23 protein-coding genes are annotated in these 25,109 nt (G+C 55.2%); 16 read left to right on the plus strand and 7 right to left on the minus strand.

Translation table 11 applies throughout. The features are described from left to right. Positions 1–38: 38 nt before the first annotated feature. Both ACX8ZY_RS20360 and ACX8ZY_RS20365 read right to left on the minus strand, forming a co-directional pair. The gene (locus tag ACX8ZY_RS20360; RefSeq protein WP_010247066.1) at positions 39–311 is read right to left on the minus strand and encodes a PTS sugar transporter subunit IIB; all 273 of its coding nucleotides are present in this window, start codon (positions 309–311) and stop codon (positions 39–41) included. A gap of 48 nt (positions 312–359) precedes the next feature. After that, positions 360–809: a PTS sugar transporter subunit IIA gene (locus tag ACX8ZY_RS20365; RefSeq protein WP_010247067.1), complete on the minus strand. Its 450-nt coding sequence runs from the start codon at positions 807–809 to the stop codon at positions 360–362. Positions 810–1,386: 577 nt separating this feature from the next. On the opposite strand from ACX8ZY_RS20365, the gene ACX8ZY_RS20370 reads away from it, so the two are divergent. The 15 genes from ACX8ZY_RS20370 (at position 1,387) to ACX8ZY_RS20440 (ending at position 17,200) form a co-directional block, all read left to right on the plus strand. Continuing rightward, positions 1,387–2,121, plus strand: coding sequence for a GntR family transcriptional regulator (locus ACX8ZY_RS20370; RefSeq protein WP_010247068.1), 735 nt, complete (start codon positions 1,387–1,389; stop codon positions 2,119–2,121). 552 nt (positions 2,122–2,673) lie between these two features. Then, positions 2,674–3,672 carry an MsnO8 family LLM class oxidoreductase gene (locus tag ACX8ZY_RS20375; protein WP_033780263.1) on the plus strand — a complete coding sequence of 333 codons (999 nt, stop codon included), beginning with the start codon at positions 2,674–2,676 and terminating at the stop codon, positions 3,670–3,672. 23 nt (positions 3,673–3,695) lie between these two features. Beyond that, complete coding sequence (locus ACX8ZY_RS20380; RefSeq protein ID WP_425021031.1) at positions 3,696–4,847, plus strand: amidohydrolase; 1,152 nt, start codon at positions 3,696–3,698, stop codon at positions 4,845–4,847. Between the two features lie 80 nt (positions 4,848–4,927). Beyond that, positions 4,928–6,241 (plus strand): LLM class flavin-dependent oxidoreductase, encoded by a 1,314-nt coding sequence (locus tag ACX8ZY_RS20385; protein WP_022624348.1) that lies wholly within the window; start codon positions 4,928–4,930, stop codon positions 6,239–6,241. Between the two features lie 11 nt (positions 6,242–6,252). Continuing rightward, positions 6,253–7,194 carry an ABC transporter substrate-binding protein gene (locus tag ACX8ZY_RS20390; RefSeq protein ID WP_425021030.1) on the plus strand — a complete coding sequence of 314 codons (942 nt, stop codon included), beginning with the start codon at positions 6,253–6,255 and terminating at the stop codon, positions 7,192–7,194. 10 nt (positions 7,195–7,204) lie between these two features. After that, positions 7,205–7,723, plus strand: a complete 519-nt coding sequence (locus tag ACX8ZY_RS20395; protein WP_031590716.1) for a GNAT family N-acetyltransferase — start codon at positions 7,205–7,207, stop codon at positions 7,721–7,723. 9 nt (positions 7,724–7,732) lie between these two features. Further along, positions 7,733–8,659, plus strand: coding sequence for an amino acid ABC transporter permease (locus ACX8ZY_RS20400; RefSeq protein WP_010247074.1), 927 nt, complete (start codon positions 7,733–7,735; stop codon positions 8,657–8,659). Continuing rightward, entirely contained in the window at positions 8,643–9,437 is a 795-nt protein-coding gene (locus ACX8ZY_RS20405; RefSeq protein ID WP_022624346.1) for an amino acid ABC transporter ATP-binding protein, read from the plus strand. The genes ACX8ZY_RS20400 and ACX8ZY_RS20405 overlap by 17 nt, the downstream gene beginning before the upstream one ends. Then, the gene (locus tag ACX8ZY_RS20410) at positions 9,434–10,333 is read left to right on the plus strand and encodes an ABC transporter substrate-binding protein (RefSeq protein WP_425021029.1); all 900 of its coding nucleotides are present in this window, start codon (positions 9,434–9,436) and stop codon (positions 10,331–10,333) included. The genes ACX8ZY_RS20405 and ACX8ZY_RS20410 overlap by 4 nt, the downstream gene beginning before the upstream one ends. A gap of 156 nt (positions 10,334–10,489) precedes the next feature. Then, positions 10,490–11,050, plus strand: a complete 561-nt coding sequence (locus ACX8ZY_RS20415) for a non-canonical purine NTP pyrophosphatase (RefSeq protein ID WP_010247077.1) — start codon at positions 10,490–10,492, stop codon at positions 11,048–11,050. Then, a complete protein-coding gene (locus ACX8ZY_RS20420) occupies positions 11,047–11,841 on the plus strand; it encodes an SIR2 family protein (protein ID WP_010247078.1) in 795 nt (264 codons plus the stop codon). The genes ACX8ZY_RS20415 and ACX8ZY_RS20420 overlap by 4 nt, the downstream gene beginning before the upstream one ends. A 158-nt stretch (positions 11,842–11,999) precedes the next feature. Next, positions 12,000–12,344, plus strand: a complete 345-nt coding sequence (locus ACX8ZY_RS20425; protein WP_022624344.1) for a YebG family protein — start codon at positions 12,000–12,002, stop codon at positions 12,342–12,344. Between the two features lie 615 nt (positions 12,345–12,959). Beyond that, a complete protein-coding gene (gene licT / locus ACX8ZY_RS20430) occupies positions 12,960–13,793 on the plus strand; it encodes a BglG family transcription antiterminator LicT (RefSeq protein WP_158132327.1) in 834 nt (277 codons plus the stop codon). A 137-nt stretch (positions 13,794–13,930) separates the two neighbouring features. Beyond that, positions 13,931–15,793, plus strand: coding sequence for a PTS beta-glucoside transporter subunit IIABC (gene bglF, locus ACX8ZY_RS20435; RefSeq protein ID WP_346553101.1), 1,863 nt, complete (start codon positions 13,931–13,933; stop codon positions 15,791–15,793). A gap of 12 nt (positions 15,794–15,805) precedes the next feature. Next, positions 15,806–17,200 (plus strand): glycoside hydrolase family 1 protein, encoded by a 1,395-nt coding sequence (locus ACX8ZY_RS20440; protein WP_320513544.1) that lies wholly within the window; start codon positions 15,806–15,808, stop codon positions 17,198–17,200. A 68-nt stretch (positions 17,201–17,268) separates the two neighbouring features. On the opposite strand, the gene ACX8ZY_RS20445 is transcribed toward ACX8ZY_RS20440, so the two are convergent. Continuing rightward, positions 17,269–18,396, minus strand: a complete 1,128-nt coding sequence (locus ACX8ZY_RS20445; protein ID WP_287060789.1) for a Fic family protein — start codon at positions 18,394–18,396, stop codon at positions 17,269–17,271. A gap of 522 nt (positions 18,397–18,918) precedes the next feature. On the opposite strand from ACX8ZY_RS20445, the gene ACX8ZY_RS20450 reads away from it, so the two are divergent. Next, entirely contained in the window at positions 18,919–20,859 is a 1,941-nt protein-coding gene (locus tag ACX8ZY_RS20450; RefSeq protein WP_061703154.1) for a methyl-accepting chemotaxis protein, read from the plus strand. A gap of 471 nt (positions 20,860–21,330) precedes the next feature. On the opposite strand, the gene ACX8ZY_RS20455 is transcribed toward ACX8ZY_RS20450, so the two are convergent. Genes ACX8ZY_RS20455 through ACX8ZY_RS20470 form a run of 4 tightly spaced genes read right to left on the minus strand, consistent with a single transcriptional unit; the run spans position 21,331 to position 25,103 of the window. Further along, positions 21,331–22,413, minus strand: coding sequence for an ABC transporter ATP-binding protein (locus tag ACX8ZY_RS20455; protein ID WP_158149888.1), 1,083 nt, complete (start codon positions 22,411–22,413; stop codon positions 21,331–21,333). Between the two features lie 2 nt (positions 22,414–22,415). Continuing rightward, positions 22,416–23,363, minus strand: coding sequence for a carbohydrate kinase family protein (locus ACX8ZY_RS20460; RefSeq protein WP_033760463.1), 948 nt, complete (start codon positions 23,361–23,363; stop codon positions 22,416–22,418). A 2-nt stretch (positions 23,364–23,365) separates the two neighbouring features. Then, a complete protein-coding gene (locus ACX8ZY_RS20465) occupies positions 23,366–24,205 on the minus strand; it encodes a carbohydrate ABC transporter permease (protein WP_022624335.1) in 840 nt (279 codons plus the stop codon). Next, a complete protein-coding gene (locus ACX8ZY_RS20470; RefSeq protein ID WP_459261336.1) occupies positions 24,195–25,103 on the minus strand; it encodes a carbohydrate ABC transporter permease in 909 nt (302 codons plus the stop codon). The genes ACX8ZY_RS20465 and ACX8ZY_RS20470 overlap by 11 nt, the downstream gene beginning before the upstream one ends. Between the last annotated feature and the right edge of the window lie 6 nt (positions 25,104–25,109).

Consider the following 25,109-nt stretch of genomic DNA (forward strand, 5'->3'; position numbering starts at 1 on the left):
TTAACCTCGAGGGTAAGGTGTTTATCTAGTTATTAGCGTCACTTTTTCTCAAAATACTCACGTATTTTCTGCTCCACTTCTTTCAGGTCAATGATGTTATTAATGATGATGACCTTCTGTTCAGGAAGGTTTGCGCTATAAGCAATGTCTTTGGCCATAACAAAAACATCCGCCACATCGGGGGTGACAGAGCCGAGATCCGAATGTTCCACTTCAGCCTCAACCCCGATCGTTTTAAGCACTTTCTTGATGTTCATTTCCATCATGAAGCTGCTGCCTAAACCTGAACCACACACCGCCATAATTTTCATATCAAACCTCATTAACTAATGATTAAAAGTCGCGTTTCAACGGGCAGACTAAACGCCTGATAAAATCGTCATGAGCGCTTCTTTGCTGCTCGCATTGAATATCTGCGCCATGATCTCTTCATCGGACAGCACTTCCGCCAGCTGGGAGATCATTTCGATATGGCTATTACTGTCCGGTGCGGCAAACATGAAAATAGCCTTCACCGGGTCGTTCTCTTCGGAGTCAAATTTCACTGCTGTACCCAGCAGCACAATCGACAACCCCAGTTTGTGTGCGCCTTGTTCCGGGCGTGCGTGGGGCATGGCAATCTGCGGCGCGATGACAAAAAAGGGGCCGATCTCCTCTTTTTGCTGAATAATCGCATCAATATAATCCTGCGATATTGCGCCCTCACTGAGCAGAGGACGTCCCGCAATAACTAACGCTTCCTGCCAGTCAGTCACGCTTTCGACGTACTGGATTTTCTCGTTATTTAACCACTTAGCCAGGTGTGACATCGTCTTACTCCTCCTGTTTAAATGCGCAATAAAATTTAACTAAACGCATAAACCGTGTGGCGTTTGCCTGCTCCCGGTTGCGCATAACCCATCTCATATAAAATTTTCTCAACCGGAACAGGGCCTGTTATGCATTCCGATTTTTCATAAATTCCTGAGTATGTACAGTCAGTTTCCCTCAAAAACCCCGTTATCACTTTTTTAGATAAACTTTTTGTCAGCAGAGCGAGACAAAAATCGAATGTAGTTAAAGGAGGTGACATCCTTAAAAGTCATGATTTTCATGGAGTTATTAAAAAAAATATTTTCTCATTGTTCAGATGGGATTATATTTCACAACGGTCATCACATCTGTACATGTTAAAGGTGTCTAGTCATCCTGATGATGTCCTTCGACGTGTACGGACACAACATGTAAAGTTAAAATATTGCTTATCAGGCTTAACATCAGTGCCAATTTGATAAGTTGATCACATATTCAGCTAGCGGAAGTGGTACTCATCCGGCAATGTCAGGCAGAACTGTACTGACACGGATTAGAGGGAGTCTGTCCTTCACTCAAACGGGAAGAAAGCCAATGGTTGATGGCATTACTGAAAAACAAAAAGAGGTTGTTGATTACATCCTCAATAAAATTAAGGATGATGGCCTTCGACCCGGAGAGAAACTGGATACCGAAATATCAATTGCCAAAAGCATCGGCATTACTCGCGCAACGGTGCGTGAAGCCACACGTATTCTGGTGGAGCAGCAGAGAATTTACCGGGTTAAAGGGTCGGGTATTTTTGTCGGTTCCACGGAGATGAGTAGCCAGGCGAACCGATATCATGTGCTTTCACCTTTTGATTATCAGGCTCAAAGAAATGGCCATAAAGGTGTAAGAAAAATCATATCGGTCAGCATAATCAAGGTTCCTTCTGCTGATATCGCTCAGGCGCTGCGTATTAAAAACAGCGATCAGATCTATAAAATTTTACGCCTGATGTGTTTCGATGACATCCCGGTAGCTCTGGAACATATTCACCTGCCGGTTAATATGTTTAGCAGCATGGAGTTCAGCAAGCTGGAACTGTCAAAATATGCCTACATTGAAGAAGTTACCGGTAAGAAAGTGCAGCTAAGGGACCAGCATTTAACGGCCGTCAATCTTACGGATACACAGTCGCTTACACTGCTTAATTTAGCGGAAGGGGATGCTGTCATTCAGCTTAATGAAACTGTTTATCTCGACGACGGCGTTCCATGTGAAGTCAATGTGGCGCTTATCAACACCCGATTTTTCCCGTTGAAACAAAATTCGCAACGGCCTTAGAAAAATAATCTTGTTTCTGGGCTCAATGCTTTGCTGTGCCCAGATATGACCCTATCAGACAGATTCATGCCCGGTTTACACCTCTCATTACAGTAGAGGATCTTAATTCCGGATAATGTATAAGGGCCTGTAAATCATCTGGCAGTTGCAATGAGTATCTCTGACTCAATTACATTCTTCATATGCTTATTTATCTATCTGGCGACCCGTGCTTCACCATCCTGTGAAGAATGTATTTCAATGCCATGAATTCAGGCTGTCTGAATTTCTGCAGTCGCGGCTAACAACAGCTGTCATCTCTCGATACGTAAGACGATTTTCTGCAAACCTTTGCCAGTTCGCCGATTTTACTCACCTGAATATCAGGCAACAAATAGCGTTATACGCAAAATATCTGCCTGATTACCTGTTTCAGAGCCCGTTTTCCCTCTTTCACTTCTCACTGTTCTCCATTATGACGAAATCAATAATGCATAAAACAATATGATGTTTTACCAATGATCGACTGCGCAGCACACTGGTCTGCAACCGGAATAAACAAGGACCAGGTGAATGGCATATCGATTAAGTCTGTTAGATAAAGCGCCCGTGCTGCAGGGTGAATCACCCACCGCGGCGCTGCAGCGCACGCTGCAGATGGCGCAGCGGGCAGAGGAGTGGGGTTATCACCGCTTCTGGCTGGCGGAACATCACAACACCGCGCAGCTGGCCAGTCCTTCACCTGAGGTATTGATTGCCTGGATCATTGCCCAGACACGACATATTCGCGTCGGATCGGGCGGCGTGATGTTGCAGCACTACAGCCCTTATAAAGTGGCAGAGAACTTTAATCTGCTCGCTTCGCTGGCGCCGGGCCGCATTGACCTCGGCGTGGGCAAAGCGCCGGGCGGACTTCCACTCTCCACCCATGCGCTGCAACAGGGTGTTGATGCCGCTAAAAAAGGGAGCTTTGCCGAACAGCTTCAGCTGCTGGATAGCTGGCTGAAGCCCGGTCAGGCTGATCCTGACGATGAGGGTTTAGCCGCCACGCCACTGCCGTCACGTCCGGCGAACCGTTTTCTGTTGGGTGCCAGTGAAGAGAGCGCCCGGCTGGCCGCGAGTCTGGGCTGGCAGTTTGTCTTTGCCGCTCACCTCAATGGCGACCGCCAGTTACTGGAGCATGCGCTGAGTACCTACTCCCGCCTGAGCCAGGGTCAGCGCGCCCTGGTGGCCGTGCAGGTGGTGGTAGCCGACTCACCCGCCGGGGCTGACCTGCTGGTAGCCAATCTTCGTCACTACCATGTAGCGGTGAAAGATGGCCCGAGCGTCAACGTCGCCAGCCTTGAGCAGGCGGAGCGCTATGTGCGTCAGGGTGGATACCGCGATTATCAGATTGAGCCGCGCACGCCGTCACTTCTGAAAGGCACGGCGGCGCAGGTTCATGCCCAGCTGGACGCGCTGCATCATAATTTTGACATTGATGAGTTTGTTATCGACACGCCGATTACCGAGCCGGTTGCACGTCTGCAGTCACTTGAACTGCTGGCCACGCATCATCTGGTCGCAGCCTGAATCCCCGTCAGTGGAGAGTCATCATGAACCCTGAGTCACAACTGATTGAATGGCGACGCGAACTGCACACCTGGCCGGAGCTGTCGGGTCAGGAATTTGCCACCACCGCGCGACTGCGGGGCTGGTTGCAGGCGGCGGGCATCCGGCTGCTGGACTATCCACTGGAAACCGGCCTGGTGGCAGAAATTGGCAGCGGAGAGACGGTGATCGCGCTGCGCGCCGACATCGATGCGCTGCCGATCCATGAGGCGAGCGGGGTGCGTTTTCACTCCCGCCATCCTGGCGTGATGCACGCCTGCGGTCATGACCTGCACAGCGCGGTGATGCTGGGTGCGGCCTTAAAGCTCAACGCACAGGCCGATCGGTTAGCTGGCCGGGTGCGCATCCTGTTCCAGCCCGCTGAAGAGATAGCGCGCGGGGCGCGTCAGTTCATTGAGGCGGGCGTACTGGATGAGGTGCAGGCTATCTTCGGAATGCACAACGAGCCTTCGCTGCCCGTCGGCACCTTTGCCACCCGCAGCGGGGCGTTCTACGCGAATGCTGACAAATTTATTATCCGCGTCACCGGCAAAGGCGCACATGCCGCGTATCCGGAGCAGGGTGTCGACAGCATTGTGACGGCCAGCCAGATTATCCAGGCGTTACAGGGACTCACCAGCCGCAGCTTCAGTGCCCTGGACAGTCTGGTACTGAGCATTACCCGCATCGACGGCGGCAAAAGCTGGAATGTATTACCCGGCGGCGTTGAGTTTGGCGGCACGGCCCGAACCCACGATTTACAGGTGCGCGCCGAACTGGAACAGCGGGTGCGCACGCTGGTTGAGCACTTCGCCGAAGCCAATGGCGCGCAGGCAACCCTGAGCTGGCATCCTGGCCCGCCAGTGCTGATCAACGATGCGCACTGGGCGACCTTCAGCAGCGAAGTGGCGCAGCAGGCGGGCTATCGGGTGCAGACCGCCGATCTCCATCTGCTGGGGGAGGATTTTGCCTTTTATCTGCAACAGGTGCCGGGGGCGTTTGTCAGCATCGGCAGCGCCAGTGACTTTGGTCTGCACCATGCCAGCTTTACCCCGGATGAGGCGCTGATTGCGCCCGCCGCCGACTACTTCGCCCGACTGGCCCGCCAGGCGCTGCAACATCTTAACGCGCGATGTCGGGAAGCCATTCTGAACTGAATTCATCTGCAACCCGCTAAAGCACGACGGTTCTGACCACCGTCGTCGGGCATCGCTACGACTAAAAAAGAGAGAGCATCATGACCACTAGACAACTTCGGCTGGGCACCATTCTGCATGGCGCATCGGGAAACATGTCCGCCTGGCGCCATCCGGCGGCGCAGGCCGATGCCAGTATTAATCTGGATTACGCCAAAAAAATTGCCCGCAAGGCGGAGCAGGGCAAACTCGATTTTCTGTTTGTCGCCGACGGGTTGTTTATTAACGAAAAGTCGATCCCGCACTTTCTGAATCGCTTTGAGCCGCTGACGCTGCTCTCAGCGCTGGCGGGCGTCACTGAACATCTGGGGCTGGTTGGCACGGTATCGACCTCTTACAGCGAGCCCTTCACCGTGGCGCGTCAGTTTGCCAGCCTTGATCATCTCAGCGGCGGGCGTGCGGGCTGGAACGTGGTGACGTCACCGCTGGAAGGATCGGCCAAAAACTTCTCACGCCAGCAACACCCGGAGCACGCATTGCGTTACCGCATTGCCGATGAGTATCTGCAGGTGGTGAAAGGATTGTGGGATTCGTGGGAGCAGGATGCTTTTGTACGTGATAAGGCCAGCGGGCAATTTTTCGATCCGGCGAAGCTGCACACGCTCGATCATCACGGTGATTTCTTCCAGGTGCAGGGGCCGCTGAACATCGCCCGCACGCCGCAGGGTCGTCCGATTATCTTCCAGGCTGGCGCGTCCGATGACGGTAAAAAACTGGCGGCGCGTCATGCTGACGCCATCTTCACCCATCAGCCGACGCGTGAAGAGGCGCAGGCATTTTACCAGGATGTGAAACAGCAACTGGTGGCGAATGGCCGTCAGCCAGACGATTTGCACATCTTCCAGGGTGTCAGTGTAATTGTTGGCGATGATGCAGAGGACGTGGAACGCCAGTATCAGACCACGGCGGCGCTGGTGTCGATTACCGATGCGCTTAACTACCTCGGGCGTTTCTTCGACCATCACGACTTCTCACAGTACCCGCTGGATCAGCCGTTCCCGGATATCGGTGACATCGGTCAGAACAGCTTCCGCAGCACCACCGACGAGATCAAACGCAAAGCACAGCAGCATGGGCATACCCTGCGCCAGGCCGCACTGGAAGCGGCAACGCCACGCCCGCTGTTTCACGGCACGCCGGAAGAGGTGGCGGATGGCCTGCAGCTCTGGTTTGAAACCCAGGCTACTGACGGCTTCATCATTAATGGCGGCACGCCCGATACCTTTGAACGTTTTGTCGACCGCGTGGTGCCGATTTTGCAGGCTCGCGGCCTGACGCGCCGCGACTATCCGGGCAGCACGCTTCGTGACAGCTTCGCCCTGAAACAACCCGTTAATCAGTTCACCTCACAATAAGAGCACAAGCCATGAACAAAACATCGCGTCTTATCGCCCTGCTTATTCTGGCGGCCAGTAGCCATGCGCTGGCTGAAGATACCAGCGTCTCCTATAACGGCCAGCGCGTCAGCCTTGAAGCTAACAAAGCGCCGATCAATACCGTGAAGAATCCGGAGGCGATAGCGCAACTGCCTGCGGGTCACCATTTTGTGGTGCCGGGTTCTTTTACCGTGGCAGTCGCAGCGCTGAACTCCCCGCCGTTGACGGTGTTTTCCGATGACAATAAAACCCTGCTTGGCAGCGAAGTGGATATTGCCCGGCTGGTGGCTGACAGCCTGGGATTAAAACTCAACGTGGTACCAGCGTCCTGGGAAGACTGGCCGCTGGGTGTGGCCTCGGGCAAGTATGACGCGGCGATCTCCAACATTACCGTGACCAAAGATCGTAAAGAGAAGTTCGACTTCGCCACCTACCGCAAAGATTCACTGGGTTTTTATGTCAAAACCAGCAGCCCGATAAAGTCACTGACCAAAGCAGAAGATATTGCCGGGCTGAGGATCATTGTGGGATCCGGCACCAATCAGGAGGCGATTCTGCTGGCGTGGGATAAAGAGAATCAGGCAAAGGGACTGAAAGCTTTTACGCCGGTTTATACCAAAGATGATGCCGCTCAGACGCTGGCGCTGCAGGCAGGCCGGGCCGATGCCTTCTTTGGTCCCAATGTGATTGGTGCCTGGAAAGCGGCACTGACCGGTAAAACCCGTCTGGTCGGCAGCGTCGATGGCGGCTGGCCCAAAGCGGCGCACATTGCCGTTACCGTGAAGAAAGGCAGCGGTCTGGCGGAACCGATCAGCACCGCGCTGAACGGCGTGATCAACAACGGTGACTATCAGAAGGTGCTGAACCGCTGGGGTGAAGGCGTTGAGAAGATCGATCGTTCTGAAATCAATCCCTCCGGGCTGGGCGACTAAGGAGCTGACCATGAGTGAATCGACTTTTCGCGAAGTTTCACCCGACGCGCCGGAGTTGCAACCGATCCTGGGCGGCCTGTTTGGCGAATATTCCGCACGCTATGGCGACTATTTTTCCCGTCGTAATGAGCAGGAGCAGGAGCTGACCGAATGGTATCTGCCGCCGCAGGGGCTGTTTATCGTGCTGGAGCGTGACGGCGAGATCATCGCGATGGGTGCTTACAAACCCTATGACCCGCAGACCGCCGAGCTGAAGCGCATCTGGACCCGCAGCGATCTGCGGCGTCAGGGGCTGGCGCTGGTGGTGTTACAGGAGCTGGAGCGTCGCGCCTTACAGGCGGGCTATCAGCGGCTGTTTCTCACCACCGGCTTCCGTCAGCCGGAGGCGGTGCGGCTCTATACCGGTCACGGTTATCAGCCACAGTTCGATCTCAGCGGGGATCTGGAGCGTTATGGCCAGCCGCCGCACGACGGACGACTGCGTTTTATCAAAGTGATCGGCGTCTATAACGTCGCCGCGGCAAGTTAAGAGGTGACCATGAGCAAACATCAACATCTGCAGGTGGTGCCGGCACGCTACCCGGCACGCACCGCAGGGGCTATCGTTGCGCTGTTTATTCTGGCAGGCGTGGTGCAGTCAGTGGCCTTTAATCCGCGCTGGGAATGGAGCGTGTTTGCCCGCTGGTTCTTTGACCCGGTGATCCTGCACGGTCTGGGCCAGACGCTGCTGCTGACGCTGCTGGGTACGATATTCAGTCTGTTTCTGGGTGGTCTGCTGGCGCTGGCACGTCTCTCCTCATCGTGGCTGCTGAGCACACTGGCGTGGGGTTATATCTGGCTGTTCAGGTCACTGCCGCTGATTGTGGTGCTGATCATTCTTTATAACTTCTCGTATCTCTACGACACCCTGTCTGTCGGCATTCCGTTTACCGGCCTCTCCTGGGGGGCGTATCAGACGATTAACGTGCTGGGGCAGTTTCAGGCAGCCGTTATCGGTCTGACGCTGGTGCAGGCGGCCTACAGCGCGGAAATTATTCGCGGCGGGATCCTCGGCGTCGATCACGGTCAGGTGGAAGCCGCGTCCGCGCTGGGTCTCTCCGCCACACGCCGCACCTTCCGCATCATTCTGCCGCAGGCGCTGCGCGCCATTATTCCCACCGCGTTCAACGAGATCATCAGTCTGGCGAAAGGCACATCCGTGGTTTATGTGCTGGCGATGCCGGAGCTGTTCTACACCATCCAGATGATCTACAACCGCAATCAGGAAGTAATCCCACTGCTGATGGTCGGTGCCGCCTGGTATCTGATTATCACCACCGTGTTGTCCGTGATTCAGTACAACGCCGAACGCTGGATGGCCCGCAGCGTCACCCGTGAACCGCAACCGTCGCGCTGGCGACAATGGCGCAACCGCGTCACGCCACTTCATCCGACCGAGGAGATCAGCCATGTCCGAAGCCATTGATTACCGCAACTCACACACTACCGGTGCCATCAGCATCACCGGCGTCAGTAAACGATTTGGTAAACATAAAGCGCTGGATGATGTATCGCTGTCACTGGCACCGGGGTCCGTCACGGTGATCCTCGGGCCGTCCGGCTCCGGTAAATCCACGCTGCTGCGTACCATCAATCATCTGGAACGGGTCGACGAAGGATTTATTCAGATTGATGGCGACTACATCGGCTATCAGCAGCGCGGCAATAAGCTGTATGAACTGAAAGAGAAGGCGATTCTGCGCCAGCGCATCAATGTCGGCTACGTGTTCCAGAACTTCAATCTGTTCCCACACCTCAGCGTGCTGGATAACCTGATTGAAGCGCCGATTGCCCATCGTCAGTTAACGAAACCGGAAGCGATACAGCGTGCAGGCGAACTGCTGGATATTGTGGGCCTGCGGCATAAAGCCGATGCGTGGCCGCGTCACCTGTCGGGCGGGCAGCAACAGCGCATCGCGATTGCGCGTGCGCTGATGCTCAATCCACGGGTCATGTTGTTCGATGAACCGACCTCGGCGCTGGATCCTGAACTGGTGGGCGAAGTGCTGGATGTAATTAAAAAGCTGGCGCGTTCCGGCACCACGCTGGTGATTGTGACGCATGAGATCGGCTTTGCCCGGGAAGTGGCGGATAACGTGGTCTTTATGGTGGATGGCCGGATTGTGGAACAGGGCAGCACCACCCAGGTGCTCAATAATCCGCGTCATGAGCGCACCCGCCGTTTTCTGGCGCGCGTGTTATGAGGGCATTAACGTTAACGGTTCTGACGCTGCTTCCGGCGCTGGCCTGTTCTGCGGCTGAGAAGCTCGATGTCCTGCAAAACGAGACGCCGATTCATGCCCCGGCCAATCCGCAGGCTATTGCTCAAATTCCGGACAATTACCGCTTTATTGAACCGGGCACCCTGACGGTCGCTACCTCGGCGACCAACTCGCCGCCGCTGTCGCTGCTGGCGTCTGATAACGTCACGCGGATCGGCAGCGATCACGATATCGCCCGACTCCTTGCTGATAGCCTGGGGCTGAAACTCAGGCTGGTTCCGGCTTCCTGGGAGGACTGGCCGCTGGGCATCAGCGCCGGACGCTATGATGTTGCGATGTTCAATATTGCCGTGACCGAAGAGCGCAAGAAGAAGTTCGATTTTGCGACGTATCGCGCCGACAACCACGCTTTTGCGGTGAAAAGCGACAGTCATATCAGTAAGATTAATAGTCCGGCGGATATTGCCGGTAAGCGGATTATCGTCGCCTCGGGCACCAATCAGGAGCGTATTTTACTGAGCTGGGATGAGCAGAACCGGGCTAAAGGTTTGCCTGCGGTAACGCCGATTTACCTGACTGATGATGCCTCCGCGACGCTGACGTTGCTGTCGGGACGGGCAGATGCGATGTTTGGCCCTCACTCTATGGCGGCCTGGAAAGTGGCGTCACGCGGACAGACAAAGCTGGTTGGCAGCGGACCGTTTCGCGCCTGGGTCGCCGTGACCACCAAAAAGGGCAATGGCCTGGCACCCGCGCTGCAGGCTGCGCTGGATGGCACCATCGCAGGCGGGCAGTATCAGCAGGTGCTGGCACGCTGGGGCGAACAGGATGAGGCCATCACTCAGTCCACGGTGAATCCACCCGGCATTGTTTACTGAGTCTGCAGAACCGGCTCGCCTGCTGCGGCCGGTTCTGCGCACTTCAACCTGATGAGCACAGAATTGAACTACACTCTCCAGCGTTAGTGATTTATCCTGCCCGCCTGTTTCCGTAAAATCCTCACTGTGTGGCGGAGTAATTGACCTGGAAGCCCCATGAAAATCAGATTCCTTTCTGCCAATGAGCAAAAGCTGGCGGAGGTGCGCAAAATACTCGAACCTGTCGGGGTCGAAGTTCTGCCCATCGCCCGTCGCATCGAAGAAATTCAGACTGAAAACGAACTCGACCTGGTGCGCGACAAACTGACCAAAGCCTTTTCGCTGATTGGGCGACCGCTATTTGTAGAGCATACAGGCCTCTATCTGGATGGCCTCAATGGCCTGCCCGCCGGTCTGACCCGCATCTTCTGGAACCGCCTGGACGCTGAGCGCTTTACCGCACTGGTGCAGGGGCTCGACAGCCAGGCCGTGACGGCCAAAACGGTGCTGGGCTACTGCGATGGCCGCAAAATGTACCAGTTTTCGGGTGAACTGCGCGGCACCATCGCCGCGAAACCTGCCGGAACGCGTGGCTTCCAGTGGGACTGCGTCTTTATTCCCGAAGGCTATGAGCAGACGTTTGCTGAAATGGGCGAACTCAAGAATGAGATCTCGATGCGGCGCATCGCGCTGGATCGCTTCGCCACCTTTTTAAAAACCTCGCGGGGCATGGCATGAAACCTGAACTCAAACGCGCCTATGATTCCGGCAAACTGATTCTGTTTGCCGGTGCCGGTATTTCGCGCAATTTTGGCCTGCCCGAGTGGCATGAACTGATTGCGCATCTTGCTAATGAGCTGGGTTACGATCCAAAAATCTTTAATACCTATGGCACGCACCTGTCGCTGGCGGAGTATTACAAACAGAAAAAAGGTTCGCTTGGCCCGCTGCGCAGCTGGATGGATCGCGAATGGCATCGCCCCGATATTGATGTCCGCTCTTCTGAAATTCATACCATGATTACCCAGGGTAACTTTTCGCGTATCTACACCACCAATTACGATCGCTGGCTGGAAGCGGCGCATGAAGCGCACGGCGTACCCTATTACAAAGTGGCCAACGCCGCGGACCTGGTCTCTCTCACCGAAGATAAGCGTCACATCATCAAGCTGCACGGTGATTTTGATGATGACACCTCAATCGTGCTCGATGAGAGCAGCTATTTTGAACGCCTCTATTTTGATTCGCCGCTCGACATTAAACTGACTCACGATGTGATGGGCAACTCAGTACTGTTTGTCGGCTACAGCATCAGTGATTTCAATATTCGCCTGCTGTTTTACCGTCTGACCAAGATGTGGGGCCGCACCGGGCTGGCAACCGCCCGGCCAAAATCCTACCTGTTCACTAACCGGAACAACCCGGTGGCCAAAGAGGTGCTGGGGCAGTGGGGGATCGAGGTGATCGTCTCGGAAGAGGACGATCCCCGTAAGGCATTGGCGATGTTTCTTGAAGAGCTGCTGGTGTAGCCGCCGACCCTCGCGGCGGAGAATGTGTCAGGAAAAATGAAAAAAGCCTGTGCCAGGTTAAGGTTAGCCCGTGCACAACCGATAAACTCTATTCTCTGCTGGCAAAGCAGGATCGGCATGATATACTGTATGTATACACAGTACCTGGGGGCGAAAAGATGGCTGTTGAAACAAAATTTGTAGTAGTCAGAAAGGGTGAAGAGAAGATGACGTTTGCCAATAAGAAAGAGGCCGATGCCTACGACAAAATGCTCGATATGGCCGAAGCCTTCACCGACTGGCTGTTACAGCATCAACCTGCACTGGATGAATCTCAGGCAGAAACGCTGGGTCTGCTGATTGCAGAGCAAAAAGATGCGGTTCAGCATATTCTGCGCACCAGCAAACTGCCGGAAGCGGCAGCAGCACCCGTCTCTCAGCCAGAAGCTGTCTCAGACGATAGCGCGGATGAGCCGCAGGAAGAGCCTGCTGCAAAGAAAGTACGCGCCGTTAAAGCCGCGTAATCTCAACAGCGCCGGAAGCGAACCTTCCGGCGTTGCTGTTTCTGAATAGCGGTTTGAGCTGTTCTCCTGCTAACTTTTTTACAGATAGTCTTCCTTCCACTCTTTTACCCTGCATAACGGGCTCTGACGCTCAACAGAACGATTTCACACATTAAGGGCTTTTCGTCCGATAAATCAAAACATTGTGATCAGTGACAAAAGCGTTCAAAGCGGTGTGTTTTTAATCGCTAAATGGCAGTTAATGAACACTGCAGTCCATTAGTCGATTTTTCAGACGACCTTCCTCGCATGACTATCTTCCTCCCATAACGTGAGTTTTCATTCCGCTGAGCGTCATACCCCTTTTGCTGCCCGGAACCGCACCCCCGGCTTTAATACTGGTCTCGTCCGGCGGGTATCGCCACACGCAGGATGCCTGGGTGACTGAACTCAACACGGTAGTCACTTTTTAAGTTAATAAGAGGATTTCGATCGCTGTCACGCTTTTTGCCCTGACAGATTGAGGTCACGACTAAAACTGATAGAGTTCCCGAACTGGATTGTTACTGCTTAGGCAGGCAAAACCTGACTTCTGGCCTCTGTCGGATGTCAGGTTTTTTTGTTTCTGGGGTTCCGATGAAAATCGCCAAAATTCTTAATAACAACGTGGTGATGGTTCAGGATGAGCAGGGACGCGAACAGGTCGTGATGGGGCGTGGACTGGCTTTCCAGAAGCGCATCGGTGACAGTCTCAACGCTGCGCACATTGAGAAGGTATTTGCGCTGCAAAGTGATCTGCTGGTACGTCGTCTTGAGGAGTTGTTACACCAGATCCCTCCTGAAGTGATGACCACCTGCGACCGCATTATTGATCTGGCAACACAACGTCTGGGGACATTGCAGGAGAGCTTGTATATCACGTTGACCGACCACTGCTACTTTGCCATTGAAAGGCAGAAAAAAGGTCTGGCAATTAAAAATGTGTTGCTATGGGATATCAAACGCCTCTACCCCAAAGAGTTCGAACTGGGTCAGGAGGCCAGGGCTATCATTTCCCGTCGTCTGAATGTCGAACTGGCGGAGGATGAAGCCGGCTTTATCGCGCTACATCTGGTGACGGCGCAGCTCAATAATGAAATGCCGGAAGTGATGCATGTCACCCGGGTTATGCAGGAGATTCTGCAACTGGTGAAGTATCAACTGCAGCTGGAGTACATCGAATCGTCGCTGAGTTACCAGCGTTTTGTCACTCATCTGAAGTTTTTTGCTCAGCGGATGCTGACGCGTACCGTGGTGAACGATGACGATGTATCGCTGCATACAGCAGTAAAAGATAACTATCCCAAAGCCTGGAAATGTGCGGTGAAAATCGCGCAGCATCTGCAACAAAGCTATCAGCGTGATCTGACTGCAGAAGAGATCATGTTTCTCGCCATTAACATCGAACGGGTGAGAAAAGAGGGGCAATAAGCTCTATAAACCGGATTGTTACTGCTTAACGCAGGCAAAACCTGAGCGCGAACTCTGAAAGGAGGACGTTCTCAGGTTTTTTTCATTTTTGGCTCAGTTAACTGATGTCCGCAGGCATCGGTTGTAAGGAAATCGAGATGGAATATCACACGCTGGCGCAGGATATCCTCAGCCATATTGGTGGCCGGGAGAACATCGTAAGTCTGGTTCATTGTGCCACCCGGTTACGCTTCAAACTGAAAGACAACCATAAAGCCGACGCTGAAGGACTAAAGAAAAATCCGGGCGTTATTATGGTCGTTGAAAGCGGCGGGCAGTTTCAGGTGGTGATTGGCAACCACGTTCATGATGTCTGGCAGGCTGTGCGTAGTGAAGCGGGGCTGGCTGATGAGCTTTCTGCAGCAACAGAAGGGGAAAAGACCGGGGGTAATGTTTTCAACCATCTGATCGACATTGTGTCAGGCATTTTTACCCCGTTTATCGGCATTCTCGCCGCCTCAGGGATCCTAAAAGGTTTGCTGGCGCTGGCCGTGGTCTGTGGCTGGCTTTCTGTTGAAAGTGGAACGTATAAAATCTGGTTTGCAGCCAGTGATGCCCTGTTTTTCTTCTTTCCTCTGGTGCTGGGCTACACCGCCGGGAAGAAATTTGGCGGCAATCCCTTTATTACCATGGTGATTGGCGGGGCGCTGACCCACCCGACGATGATTGCAGCTTTTAATGCCAGCCAGCAGTCCGGTGAAATGACGGACGCGTTTCTCGGCATCCCTGTAACCTGGTTTAATTACAGTGCGTCGGTTATCCCGATTATTCTCGCTGCCTGGGTAAGTTGCTGGCTGGAAAAACAGAGCAGCCGGCGACTTCCCGCCTCCATGAAAAACTTCTTTGCGCCACTGATCTGCCTGAGCGTCACCGTGCCGCTGACCTTCCTGGTGATTGGCCCACTGGCCACGGGCTTAAGTCAGATACTGGCGAACGGCTACCAGTGGATTTATGCGCTGGCACCCTGGCTGGCTGGCGCCGCCCTGGGCGCGTTGTGGCAGGTCTGTGTGATTTTTGGTTTGCACTGGGGACTGGTGCCACTGATGATCAACAATCTTGCCGTACTGGGGCATGACTCAATGCTGCCCATGCTGTTGCCTGCTGTCATGGGCCAGGTTGGCGCGGCGCTGGGGGTGTTTCTGCGCAGTCGGGATGCGCGGCAGAAGATGCTGGCGGGTTCATCCGTGACCGCAGGGATCTTTGGTATCACTGAACCGGCCGTCTATGGCGTTAATCTGCCGCTGCGCCGTCCCTTTATCTTTGGCTGTGTGGCGGGCGCTATCGGCGGTGCTATTGTTGGCTTCAGTAGCACCCACGTTTATTCATTTGGCTTTGCCAACATTTTTACCATCGCACAGATGATCCCACCTGGCGGTGTGGATTCCACGTTATGGGGCGGTATTGCCGGGACGCTACTCGCGCTGATACTGGGTTGCGGCATGACGCTGGTAGCCGGTATGCCCCGAAACACGGCGCCAGACGCAGCGCTCCCGATTACCCCTGGCGAAGATGACATTCTGTCACCAATGACAGGCACCGTTCTGGGGCTTAGTCAGATTCCCGATCCAACCTTCGCCAGTGGCCTGCTGGGACAGGGTGTGGCCATCATCCCTTCTGATAATAAAGTCATTGCGCCTTTTGCGGGTGAGGTGGCCTCCCTGTTTCAGACCCGACACGCAATAGGACTCCTGAGTCACAGCGGGATTGAGCTGTTGATCCATGTGGGTATCGATACCGTCAGGCTCGACGGCAAACCTTTCACGGCACATGTAAAAGTGGGCGACACATTCAGGGCCGGCGATCTGCTGCTGGAGTTCGATCGTCAGGCCATTCTTGATGCCGGATATGACCTGGCAACACCGATCATTATCACTAACAGCGATGAGTATCCTGAGGTGATGACTGTGGCAGGGACCGCGGTCACTGCAGGTACGCCTTTACTCAGCGTCACTCGTCAATAAAAGGAGAACAGGATGAAAACTTTCCCGGATTCATTTTTATGGGGCGGTGCTATTGCCGCTAATCAGGTTGAAGGCGCATGGCGAGAAGAGGGCAAAGGCCTCTCAACCTCAGACGTTCAGCCACAGGGAATCTTTGGCCCGGTATCGGAGCGCGTTGAGGGCAGCCAAAGCCTCAAAGACATCGCGATCGACTTTTACCACCGCTATCCGGACGATATCAGGCTGTTTGCAGAGATGGGGTTCAGCTGTCTGCGGGTTTCAATCGCATGGACGCGCATCTTTCCGAACGGTGACGAGCAACAACCTAATGAGGCCGGTCTGGCCTTTTATGACCGGCTATTCGACGAGTTGGCCGCACATCACATTACTCCACTTGTTACGTTGTCACATTATGAGATGCCCTGGCACCTGGTGAAGCAGTATGGTGGCTGGGGTAACCGTCAGGTGATTGGCTTCTTTGAGCATTATGCCCGTACGGTGTTTGCCCGCTACAGGAAGAAAGTCAGACTCTGGCTGACCTTTAACGAAATTAACATGTCTCTGCATGCGCCGATGACCGGCGTGGGTCTGCCTGAAACCAGCAGCAAAGCTGAGGTGTATCAGGCGATTCATCATCAACTGGTCGCCAGTGCGCTGGCGGTAAAAGCCTGCCGCGAGATTAACCCGGACGCCAGCATTGGCAATATGCTGCTGGGCGGGCTGGTCTATCCACTCAGTTGTAAGCCTGATGATGTGCTGGAAGCGCTGCAGGAGAACCGGAAATGGCAATTTTTTGGCGATGTTCAGTGCCGTGGTGTTTATCCGGGCTATATGTTGCGGTTCTTTCGCGAGAATAATATTCAGCTGGATATCACGGATGCCGATCGCCAGATACTCCAGTCGACCGTCGATTTTATCTCGTTCAGCTATTACATGTCCGGCTGCGTGACCGCCGATGAAGCACTGAATCAGCAGATGCGGGGTAACATTCTGAGCATGGTGCCCAATCCTCACCTGCAGAGTTCTGAATGGGGCTGGCAGATTGACCCGGTGGGCTTGCGGACCTTACTGAATCTGCTGTGGGATCGTTATCAGAAGCCGCTGTTTATTGTTGAGAACGGACTGGGCGCCAAAGATATACCGGATGCAACGGGTGTCGTGCAGGATGATTATCGCATCAGCTACCTCAACGATCATCTGGTTCAGGTGCGTGAGGCCATTGACGATGGCGTGGAGGTCATGGGTTATACCAGCTGGGGACCTATCGATCTTGTCAGCGCATCAAAAGCCGAATTGTCTAAGCGTTACGGTTTTATTTATGTTGACCGCGATGATACTGGTGAAGGTTCGCTGGCCCGCAGCCGGAAGAAAAGCTTTTACTGGTATAAAGAGGTCATTGCGACCAACGGGGCTTCACTTAAAGAGTAATTCCCGCACTCAGGAGTACATCACAACGATCGCGATGTACTCCCGGTTAGCAGTCAAAACAGCCCGGCTCAGGGCGTCTCGTGGGTGTTAACCTGATAGCGGGTACTCCTGCCTCCGCCTTCGAGCCGGTAAAGGCAGCCTTTTTCAACCAGATCGGTCAGATGACGGGTCGCGGTGGCTTTACTCACTTTGGCGACCTTCTGGTACTGACTGGCGCTGATCCCCAGTTCGAAACCCTGCTCGCCGCCATCCAGCAGCCGGTTCAACACTTTCACCTGTTCCGGACTCAATCCCATCCCCTGATGCCGCAGCCAGAAACGCGCTTTCATCTGAGTGCGATCGATGACGTTCATCGCCTGTTGCAGACTCTCATCCAGGATATCAAGAAACCACACCAGCCAGTGAGTGATATCCAGGCCGCCTTTCTGCGTCTGCTCAAGGATGCGGTAATAACCGGCACGCTGCGTCAGAATGGCGGGTGACATGGCATACAGCCGGATGCTCTGACTGTCGGCCTGCGCCAGCGCCAGATCGGTTAACGCACGCGTGATACGACCATTACCATCATCAAAAGGGTGCAGGGTGACAAACCAGAGGTGGCAGATGGCGGCGCGCAGCAACGGGTCCAGCATCACATCATGCTGACTGCTGTTGAACCACTCAATAAACTGGTTCAGTTGCGGCTCCAGCCCCTGTCGCGGCGGCGCTTCAAAATGCACCGTGGGACGATCGATGCGACCTGATATGACCTGCATCGGCTCACTGCCGCGCAGCGTGCCGACGCTCAGGCGCTGCACCGTCCACTCATCGGCGGGGAAAAGCCAGCGGTGCCACTGACAGAGACGCTCAGGCGTCAGCGGCTGGCTGCGGTTGTTGATGGCATCCAGCATCATGGCGGCCAGGCCTTCTGAACGATCAGAGACCGGATAGGGTTGCTCTTCCGTCACGCCTAACCGACGCGCCAGCGATGAGCGGACCGATTGCACGTTGACCCGCTCCTCTTCAATCGCGGAAGAGGAGAGGATATTACTCAGCAGGGTATCCAGCGTCTGGGTTTCACTGTCTGAATGCAGGCTGGCACGGCCCAGCAGCAATCCGCGCTGCTGCTGCAGATGGCGCAGGCGCGGTAACAGCACGGCGTCCTGCCACTGAAAATGGGGCCAGTCCGGCTGTTGCCAGATCCAGGTAACGCTCATAATCGGCTCACGCTAAGGGTGGATGAGCCGAATAAAGAAGGTTATTCGGCTCACAGAATGAGTCGATAATAGCGAATATTGGGCTCACAGGCCAACCCGGCTGAAGTGAGGGCAAAAAAAAGGACCCGAAGGTCCTGTTTGCTTAGCGGGAGAACTGCATAAATGTGTCTGAATAGTAGTGAACGATCCAGGCGACATACGCCAGCCAGACAACCATCCCGACAGCTAATCCTGATTTACCGATCATTGTTCTATCTCCACTGCGATAAGGGGGCTACAGCAACTGTTGACATAAACTGACAGTAATGGCGGGCACCAGTATTGTTGCAGATCAAAAAAAGGCCGTTCATTCGCAGCGCCATAATCCCTTTGCGATCAACTTCCCGTAGTCACGCGCTGTGAGACCCCCATCACGGCGGGGAAATGGCCATTAAAGTTCAAAAAAACGCCGCCGATAGATGATCTCAGGAGCACCATAACTACAAGGAGGTATTGAGCCAGGTAAATTTCAGGGGAAGCACTATGGTCAGTCAGTTAACACATAAGAAAAGAATGAGTACCCGTGCCCAGATGCTGATCATGGGTGGTTTAACGATAGTGCTGGGATTTACCGTGACGATTGGCGTTCTCAGCTGGCAATCCGGTAAAGAGCAGAAGGCGCTGGCCGAACAATATCTGCAGCAGATTGCGCAGAGCCGTGCCTTACAGGTGCAGCAGGAATTGAGCCATGCCCGTGATGTCGCGAGTCACCTTGGACAAAGTCTGATTGCCTTGCCCCACGTTGGTATTACCGATCGCAAAGCGGCCGATAAGGTGATGGAGTATGCGCTGCGTGCTAACCCTGACTATCTGTCGATGTCAGTGATATTTGAACAGAATGCGTTTGATGGCCGTGATGCCGAGTTCGCTTCACAGCCGGGTCAGGCACCGCAGGGCCGTTATGCCTTTTTTGTCGATCGTGACGCGTCAGGTAATTACTCGATGCATCCGCTGCTCTCCTATCTGACACCGGGTCAGGGTGATTACTATCTGATCCCGCAAAAAACACAAAAAGATACGCTCACCGAACCCTATAGCTATGCCTATAACGGCGTGCCAACATTGCTCACCTCCGTCGCCGCCGCGATTATCGATCAGGGCACCTTAAAGGCGATCGTTACCTCTGACATTTCACTGGCATCACTGCAACAGAAAGTGAATCAGATCAAACCCTGGCAGGGAAGCGGCTATGCGCTGCTGCTTTCTCACGGCGGGAATGTGGTCTCTTCGCCGGTGAAAGATGAAGCCGGGAAGCCCTGGAAAGGCGAAAAAGAGGGTTTTACGTCGAAAGTCGTCCAGCGATTTGATGCCGTGCTGGGTGAAGACGCTTTAGTCACCTGGCAACCGGTGATGATAGGTAACAGCGACAAACCCTGGTATCTGGGCGTGGTGGCACCGGTCAGTCAGGTGATGGCCGCCTCAAACCGGCAGCTGATGTGGGCGGTGATCCTGATGGTCGTGAGCGTTCTGCTGGTCGGGACGGTGCTGGGCATGCTGTTCAGCCGTAAAGTGCTGCGTCCGATTGGTGGCGAGCCGGCTGAAGCGGCGCATATTGCGCTGGCCGTCGCCGATGGCAAGCTGGATAACGCGATTGTGGTGAAAAACGGCGATCGCAGCAGCCTCTTTTTCGCCCTGGATACCATGCAAAGCCAGCTCCGGCAGATTGTCGGGCAGATTAAAGATTCCAGTGAATCAGTACGCCAGGGGGCGGGTGAAATTGCCAGCGGAAACCTCAATCTGGCGTCACGCACCGAACAACAGGCCGCCGCGCTGGAGCAGACCGCAGCCAGCATGGAGCAGATCAGCGCCACGATTCGCCTGAATGCCGATAACGCGCAGCAGGCGACCAGCCTGACTGAAAACGCTACCCACATCGCCAGTCGTGGTGCCTCGCTGGTGGGTGAGGTGGTGCAGACCATGGCGCAGATCGATGACAGTTCGAAAAAGATCGGCGACATTACCACCATGATTAACAGTATCGCCTTCCAGACCAATATTCTGGCGCTGAACGCGGCTGTAGAAGCTGCACGCGCCGGTGAGCAGGGACGCGGTTTTGCCGTGGTGGCTTCTGAAGTGCGTAATCTGGCCCAGCGCAGCGCGAACGCGGTGAAAGAGATCGGCGCACTGATTGAAGAGTCGAGCGTGCGGGTCGAGAGCGGCGTCCGGCTGGTAAACGATGCCGGTAAAACCATGCAGGAGATGATGCAGGCGGTGAATTCGGTGCAGGGGATTATCGGTGAGATTGTTACAGCATCAAGCGAACAGGCGCGTGGCATCAGTCAGGTAACGATTGCCGTCAATGAAATGGATGGCGTCACCCAGCAGAATGCCGCGCTGGTGCAGCAGATGTCGGCTGCCGCCAGTTCGCTGGAAGATCAGGCGCAGCAACTGTCACAGACGGTAGAGCAGTTTCATCTGGCGTAAGCAGGCGTATGTTTCCTGATCCAGACTCTGCTTCACAAAATAAAAAACCCGCCGCTGGCGCAATGCTGATCAGTTAAGATTAGATTTGTAAAGGCTGTCACGGTTAAACGTGACAGCCTTTTTTTCCGGGCGAGCGAGCCGCAGTGCGGGCCAGCGCACCTCTGCTGCTGCCGGGCCGTCCTCGCGCCGCTCACGCGGTACCTTCGGCTTTGACGTCGTGCCGACGAACCGTTCGGGGATCGGCCCTCCCTGGCCGGCCCCGACCTGTCCACGCTTCCCTGCGTGGACTTCTGGCCCACCGTCACGCCTCAGCGCTGCGGATAGCCCTTTCAGCAGCAGAGGCGCTCAGGCCTCCACTCTCGTGCCCTTTTTTAACAATACACACTGAAGTTTCAGAGCAGGCCCGGCACCAGACTGCGTTATCACCTGTCGCTTAACTGACTGACATTACCGCTGGCGGGTTTATTTTTATCACTGTTCCGTCAGCCGCATGCCGCTGCTGGCATCAAACAAATGCATTTTATCCGGATTAACGGTCACCGGCAGCGTGCCGCCAGGCACGGCATCGCTGCGGCCGGTCAGTTGCATATGCAGCGGGAAACCCTGCCATTTCAGATGTAGCAGGGTCGATTCGCCGGTGATCTCAACAATATTGACCGCCGCCGGTTGCCCGCTGGCATCAAAAATCAGATCGTGCGGACGTACGCCGAGCGTGACCGGCTGATCGGCCTGCTGCTGTGCCGCACTGTGCCAGCGACGCGGCAACGGCAGCCACTGCTCGCCACAGCAGACGCCAGGCAGGCCATCGCGTGTCTGGAAACGGGCATCCAGCAGATTCATCGGCGGTGACCCGATAAACCGCGCCACGAAGGTGTTTACCGGGCGGTCATAAATCGCCAGCGGTGCACCCTGTTGCACAATGACCCCTTCTTTCATCACTACAATCTGATCCGCCAGCGTCATCGCCTCAACCTGATCATGGGTAACATAGACCATAGTGGTTTTGAAACGCTGATGCAGCGACTTAATCTCGGCCCGCAGCTCCATGCGTAACTGCGCATCAAGATTAGAAAGCGGCTCATCAAACAGAAACACCTGCGGATTGCGCACCATGGCGCGGCCCATCGCCACGCGCTGCCGCTGTCCACCCGACAACGCTCTTGGATAACGCTGCAGCAGCTGATCGATGCCGAGAATGCCGGCAATGCGGGCGATTTTGCTTTTTTGCTCCTCGCGCTTCACCTTTTTCACCTGCATGTGAAACGCCAGATTCTCCGCGACGGTGAGATGCGGATAGAGCGCATAGCTCTGAAACACCATGGCGATATCCCGGTCAGCAGGATCGAGATCGTTAATCTGTTTTTTATCCAGCATGATCGCCCCGTCAGAGACGGTATCCAGACCGGCAAGCAGCCGCAGCAAGGTTGATTTGCCGCAGCCGGAGGGGCCGACCAGCACAGTGAAACTGCCATCAGGAATGGTTAAATCCAGCGGGTGCAGCACGCTCTGTTTACCGTAGCGCTTCGCCACCTGTACAAGTTCAACACTGGCCATGTTCAGCGCACCTCATTTGATAGTTGGAGTTGTTGCCAGCTGGGATAGCGGCGCGGAGAGCTGCTTATCGCCTGTGATGCCACTTCAATGCCCCAGCGCAGCGCCGTGTGCGATGGCTGGTGATAGAGCAGTGCAGTAAGAAAACCGGCATTAAAACTGTCACCGGCTCCAATGGTATCTACCACCGTCACCGGCTGGGCAGCAGCATACTGCACAGAGGCGGCAGACCAGAGACGTGCGCCCTCTGCGCCACACTTAATCACACAGCCGCCGCGACCACTGAGCCGGGCCGCCAGCTGTTTACCGCTTTCATCCAGCAGTTCTGCGCCCGATAAGCCCAGCGCTTCCACCTCATTCAGCAGCAGCCAGTCACAGTCCGCTAACCAGTTGCCAATCTGTAAGCGAAGCCCATCGCTCCAGCCCGCAGGCGGCCAGCCGGTATCCACGGCGACACAGAAGCCACGCTGTTGCAGCGCGGCCAGCAGCGCCGGGTAGTGATCATAGAGTTCCAGACAGAGAAAGGTGCCGCACAGCAGGACGATGTCGCCCGACGTCGCCTGCGACGGCAACTGGGCCAGCACATCGTCCGCGGTCAGCACGGTAATATGGCCGTGATTGCTGAGAAACGAGCGTTCGTTATCGGGATGGGTCACGCCTACCGTCAGCGAGGTTTCACAGGCATAGCGCGGCCAGTATGCAGCGCTATGAGGAAAGTGACTGGCGAGCCAGTGACTGAAGCCATCGTCGCCCTGATTGGCAATGGCCCGATGCGGCACCTGCATCGCCTCCAGCGCCAGCGCACAGTTACCTGCGGACCCGCCGGGACGTAACTCACTGTGCTGCAGCATCACTTCCGTGCCGCGCTGCGGCCAGTCGCTGAGCGTACTCATGATTAAATCAACATTTATATTGCCCACCACATAGAGGGTGGGCGTGAGGGTAGTGACCATAATTATCCCTTACTTCCGCCGCTGGTGAGACCGCTGACCAGCGTCTTCTGCAACCAGATGGCAATAAACAGTGGCGGCACCGAAGCCAGAATGCCGATTGCCGCGATCAGCCCGTCATCGGTCGCGCGTCCGGCGGTAAAACCGGCAATGGCGACCGGCAGGGTCTGTGCCGAAATATTGCTGGTGAACAGCAGCGCGTAGAAAAACTCATCCCAGGCGAGCAGCCAGCCGAACAGCGCGGCAGCGCCCAGCACCGGCTTTGCCAGCGGCAGCGTAATGCGCAGCAGAACCTGCCAGAAGCGCAGGCCATCAAGCCGTGCTGCCTGTTCGATATCACGTGGCAGTGAGTCGAACTGGTTCTTCAGCATCCAGGTCAGAAACGGCAGGATCAGTGAGCAGTAGACCATCACCAGGCCGGGACGGGTGTTGAGCAGCCCCAGTTGTTGCAGCAGAAAGTAGAGCGGCAGCACAAACGCCACGGGCGGCACCATATAGATTGCCAGAGCGCCGGAAAGCCAGGCATCACGACCACTGTAGCGTGAGAAGCTGAACGCCGCAGGTATCGCCAGCAGCAGCGAGATCGCTGTGGCCACCGTCGCCACCAGCAAACTATTACCCAGCGCGTGCAGAAAAACGTTGCCGGGCTGATTCGGTGCCAGCGAAATCAGCCCCTGATAGCGGCTGAAATCCCACTGACGCGGCAGCCACTCCAGCGGCACGCGGGAGAGATCGCTGGCGGAACTGACGCTCATCAGAAACAGCCAGCCCATCGGGGCCAGGATGCTGACGGCGACCAGCAGTGCAGCCCCGTAACGCAGGACCCGTCGCAGTTTAGTTTTCATAAGCGGTACTCCGGCGGCGCTGATGCCATAACATCAGCAGATAGAGCGTGATCAGCAGGGCGCACATCAGGGTCATCAGTATCGCGTAGGCGGCACCGCTGCCGGCACGCAGATAGCTGAACGACTCCTGATAAACGAAAAAGCTCAGGGTTTTGGTGCTGTTCACTGGGCCGCCGCGCGTCATCACGTAGATGATGTCGAAGATTTTGAAAGCATCGATGGTGCGTAACACCAGCGCGACGCCGAGCGGTGCAACAATCGCCGGGAAGGTAATCGCCCGGAAACGCCGCCAGGCGGAGGCACCGTCCAGTCGTGCCGCTTCAAACAGATCCTCGGGGATCGACTGCAGCGCCGCCAGCACCAGCAGGGTGACCAGCGGATAGTTTTTCCAGATATCCGCAAACATAACCGCATTGAGCGCCGCCTCCGGCGATCCCAGCCAGCTGCGATAACCGTCAATGATACCGAGCTGGCTGAGCAGGGCATTGATGCTGCCGTAGTCAGGGTTGAAGTTGAGCCGCCACATCATGGCATTGACGATGGTCGGCAGCGCCCACGGCAGAATCACCAGTACACGCAAAACGTTGCGCCCGATGAATTTCTGATTCAGCAGCAGCGCCACCAGCACGCCGATAATCCCTTCAACGGTGACAGACACAAGGGTGAAATAGAGTGTGCGCCAGATCGACGCCCGAAAGTCGGGATCGCTAAGCGCATAGAGATAGTTTTCCAGCCCAATCCAGGCAGGCGTTTCACCACTGCCAATCAGCGCAGCATCGGTAAAGCTGAGCCAGATGGTACGCAGCAGAGGCCAGGCGGTTAACAGCAGCATCACCAGCAACATGGGTGCCAGCAGCACCCATGCCTGACGCTGTTCGCGTTGACGCAAACTCAGCATCGTGAC

Source organism: Pantoea sp. XAF26B01_ASV70 (assembly GCF_054512635.1).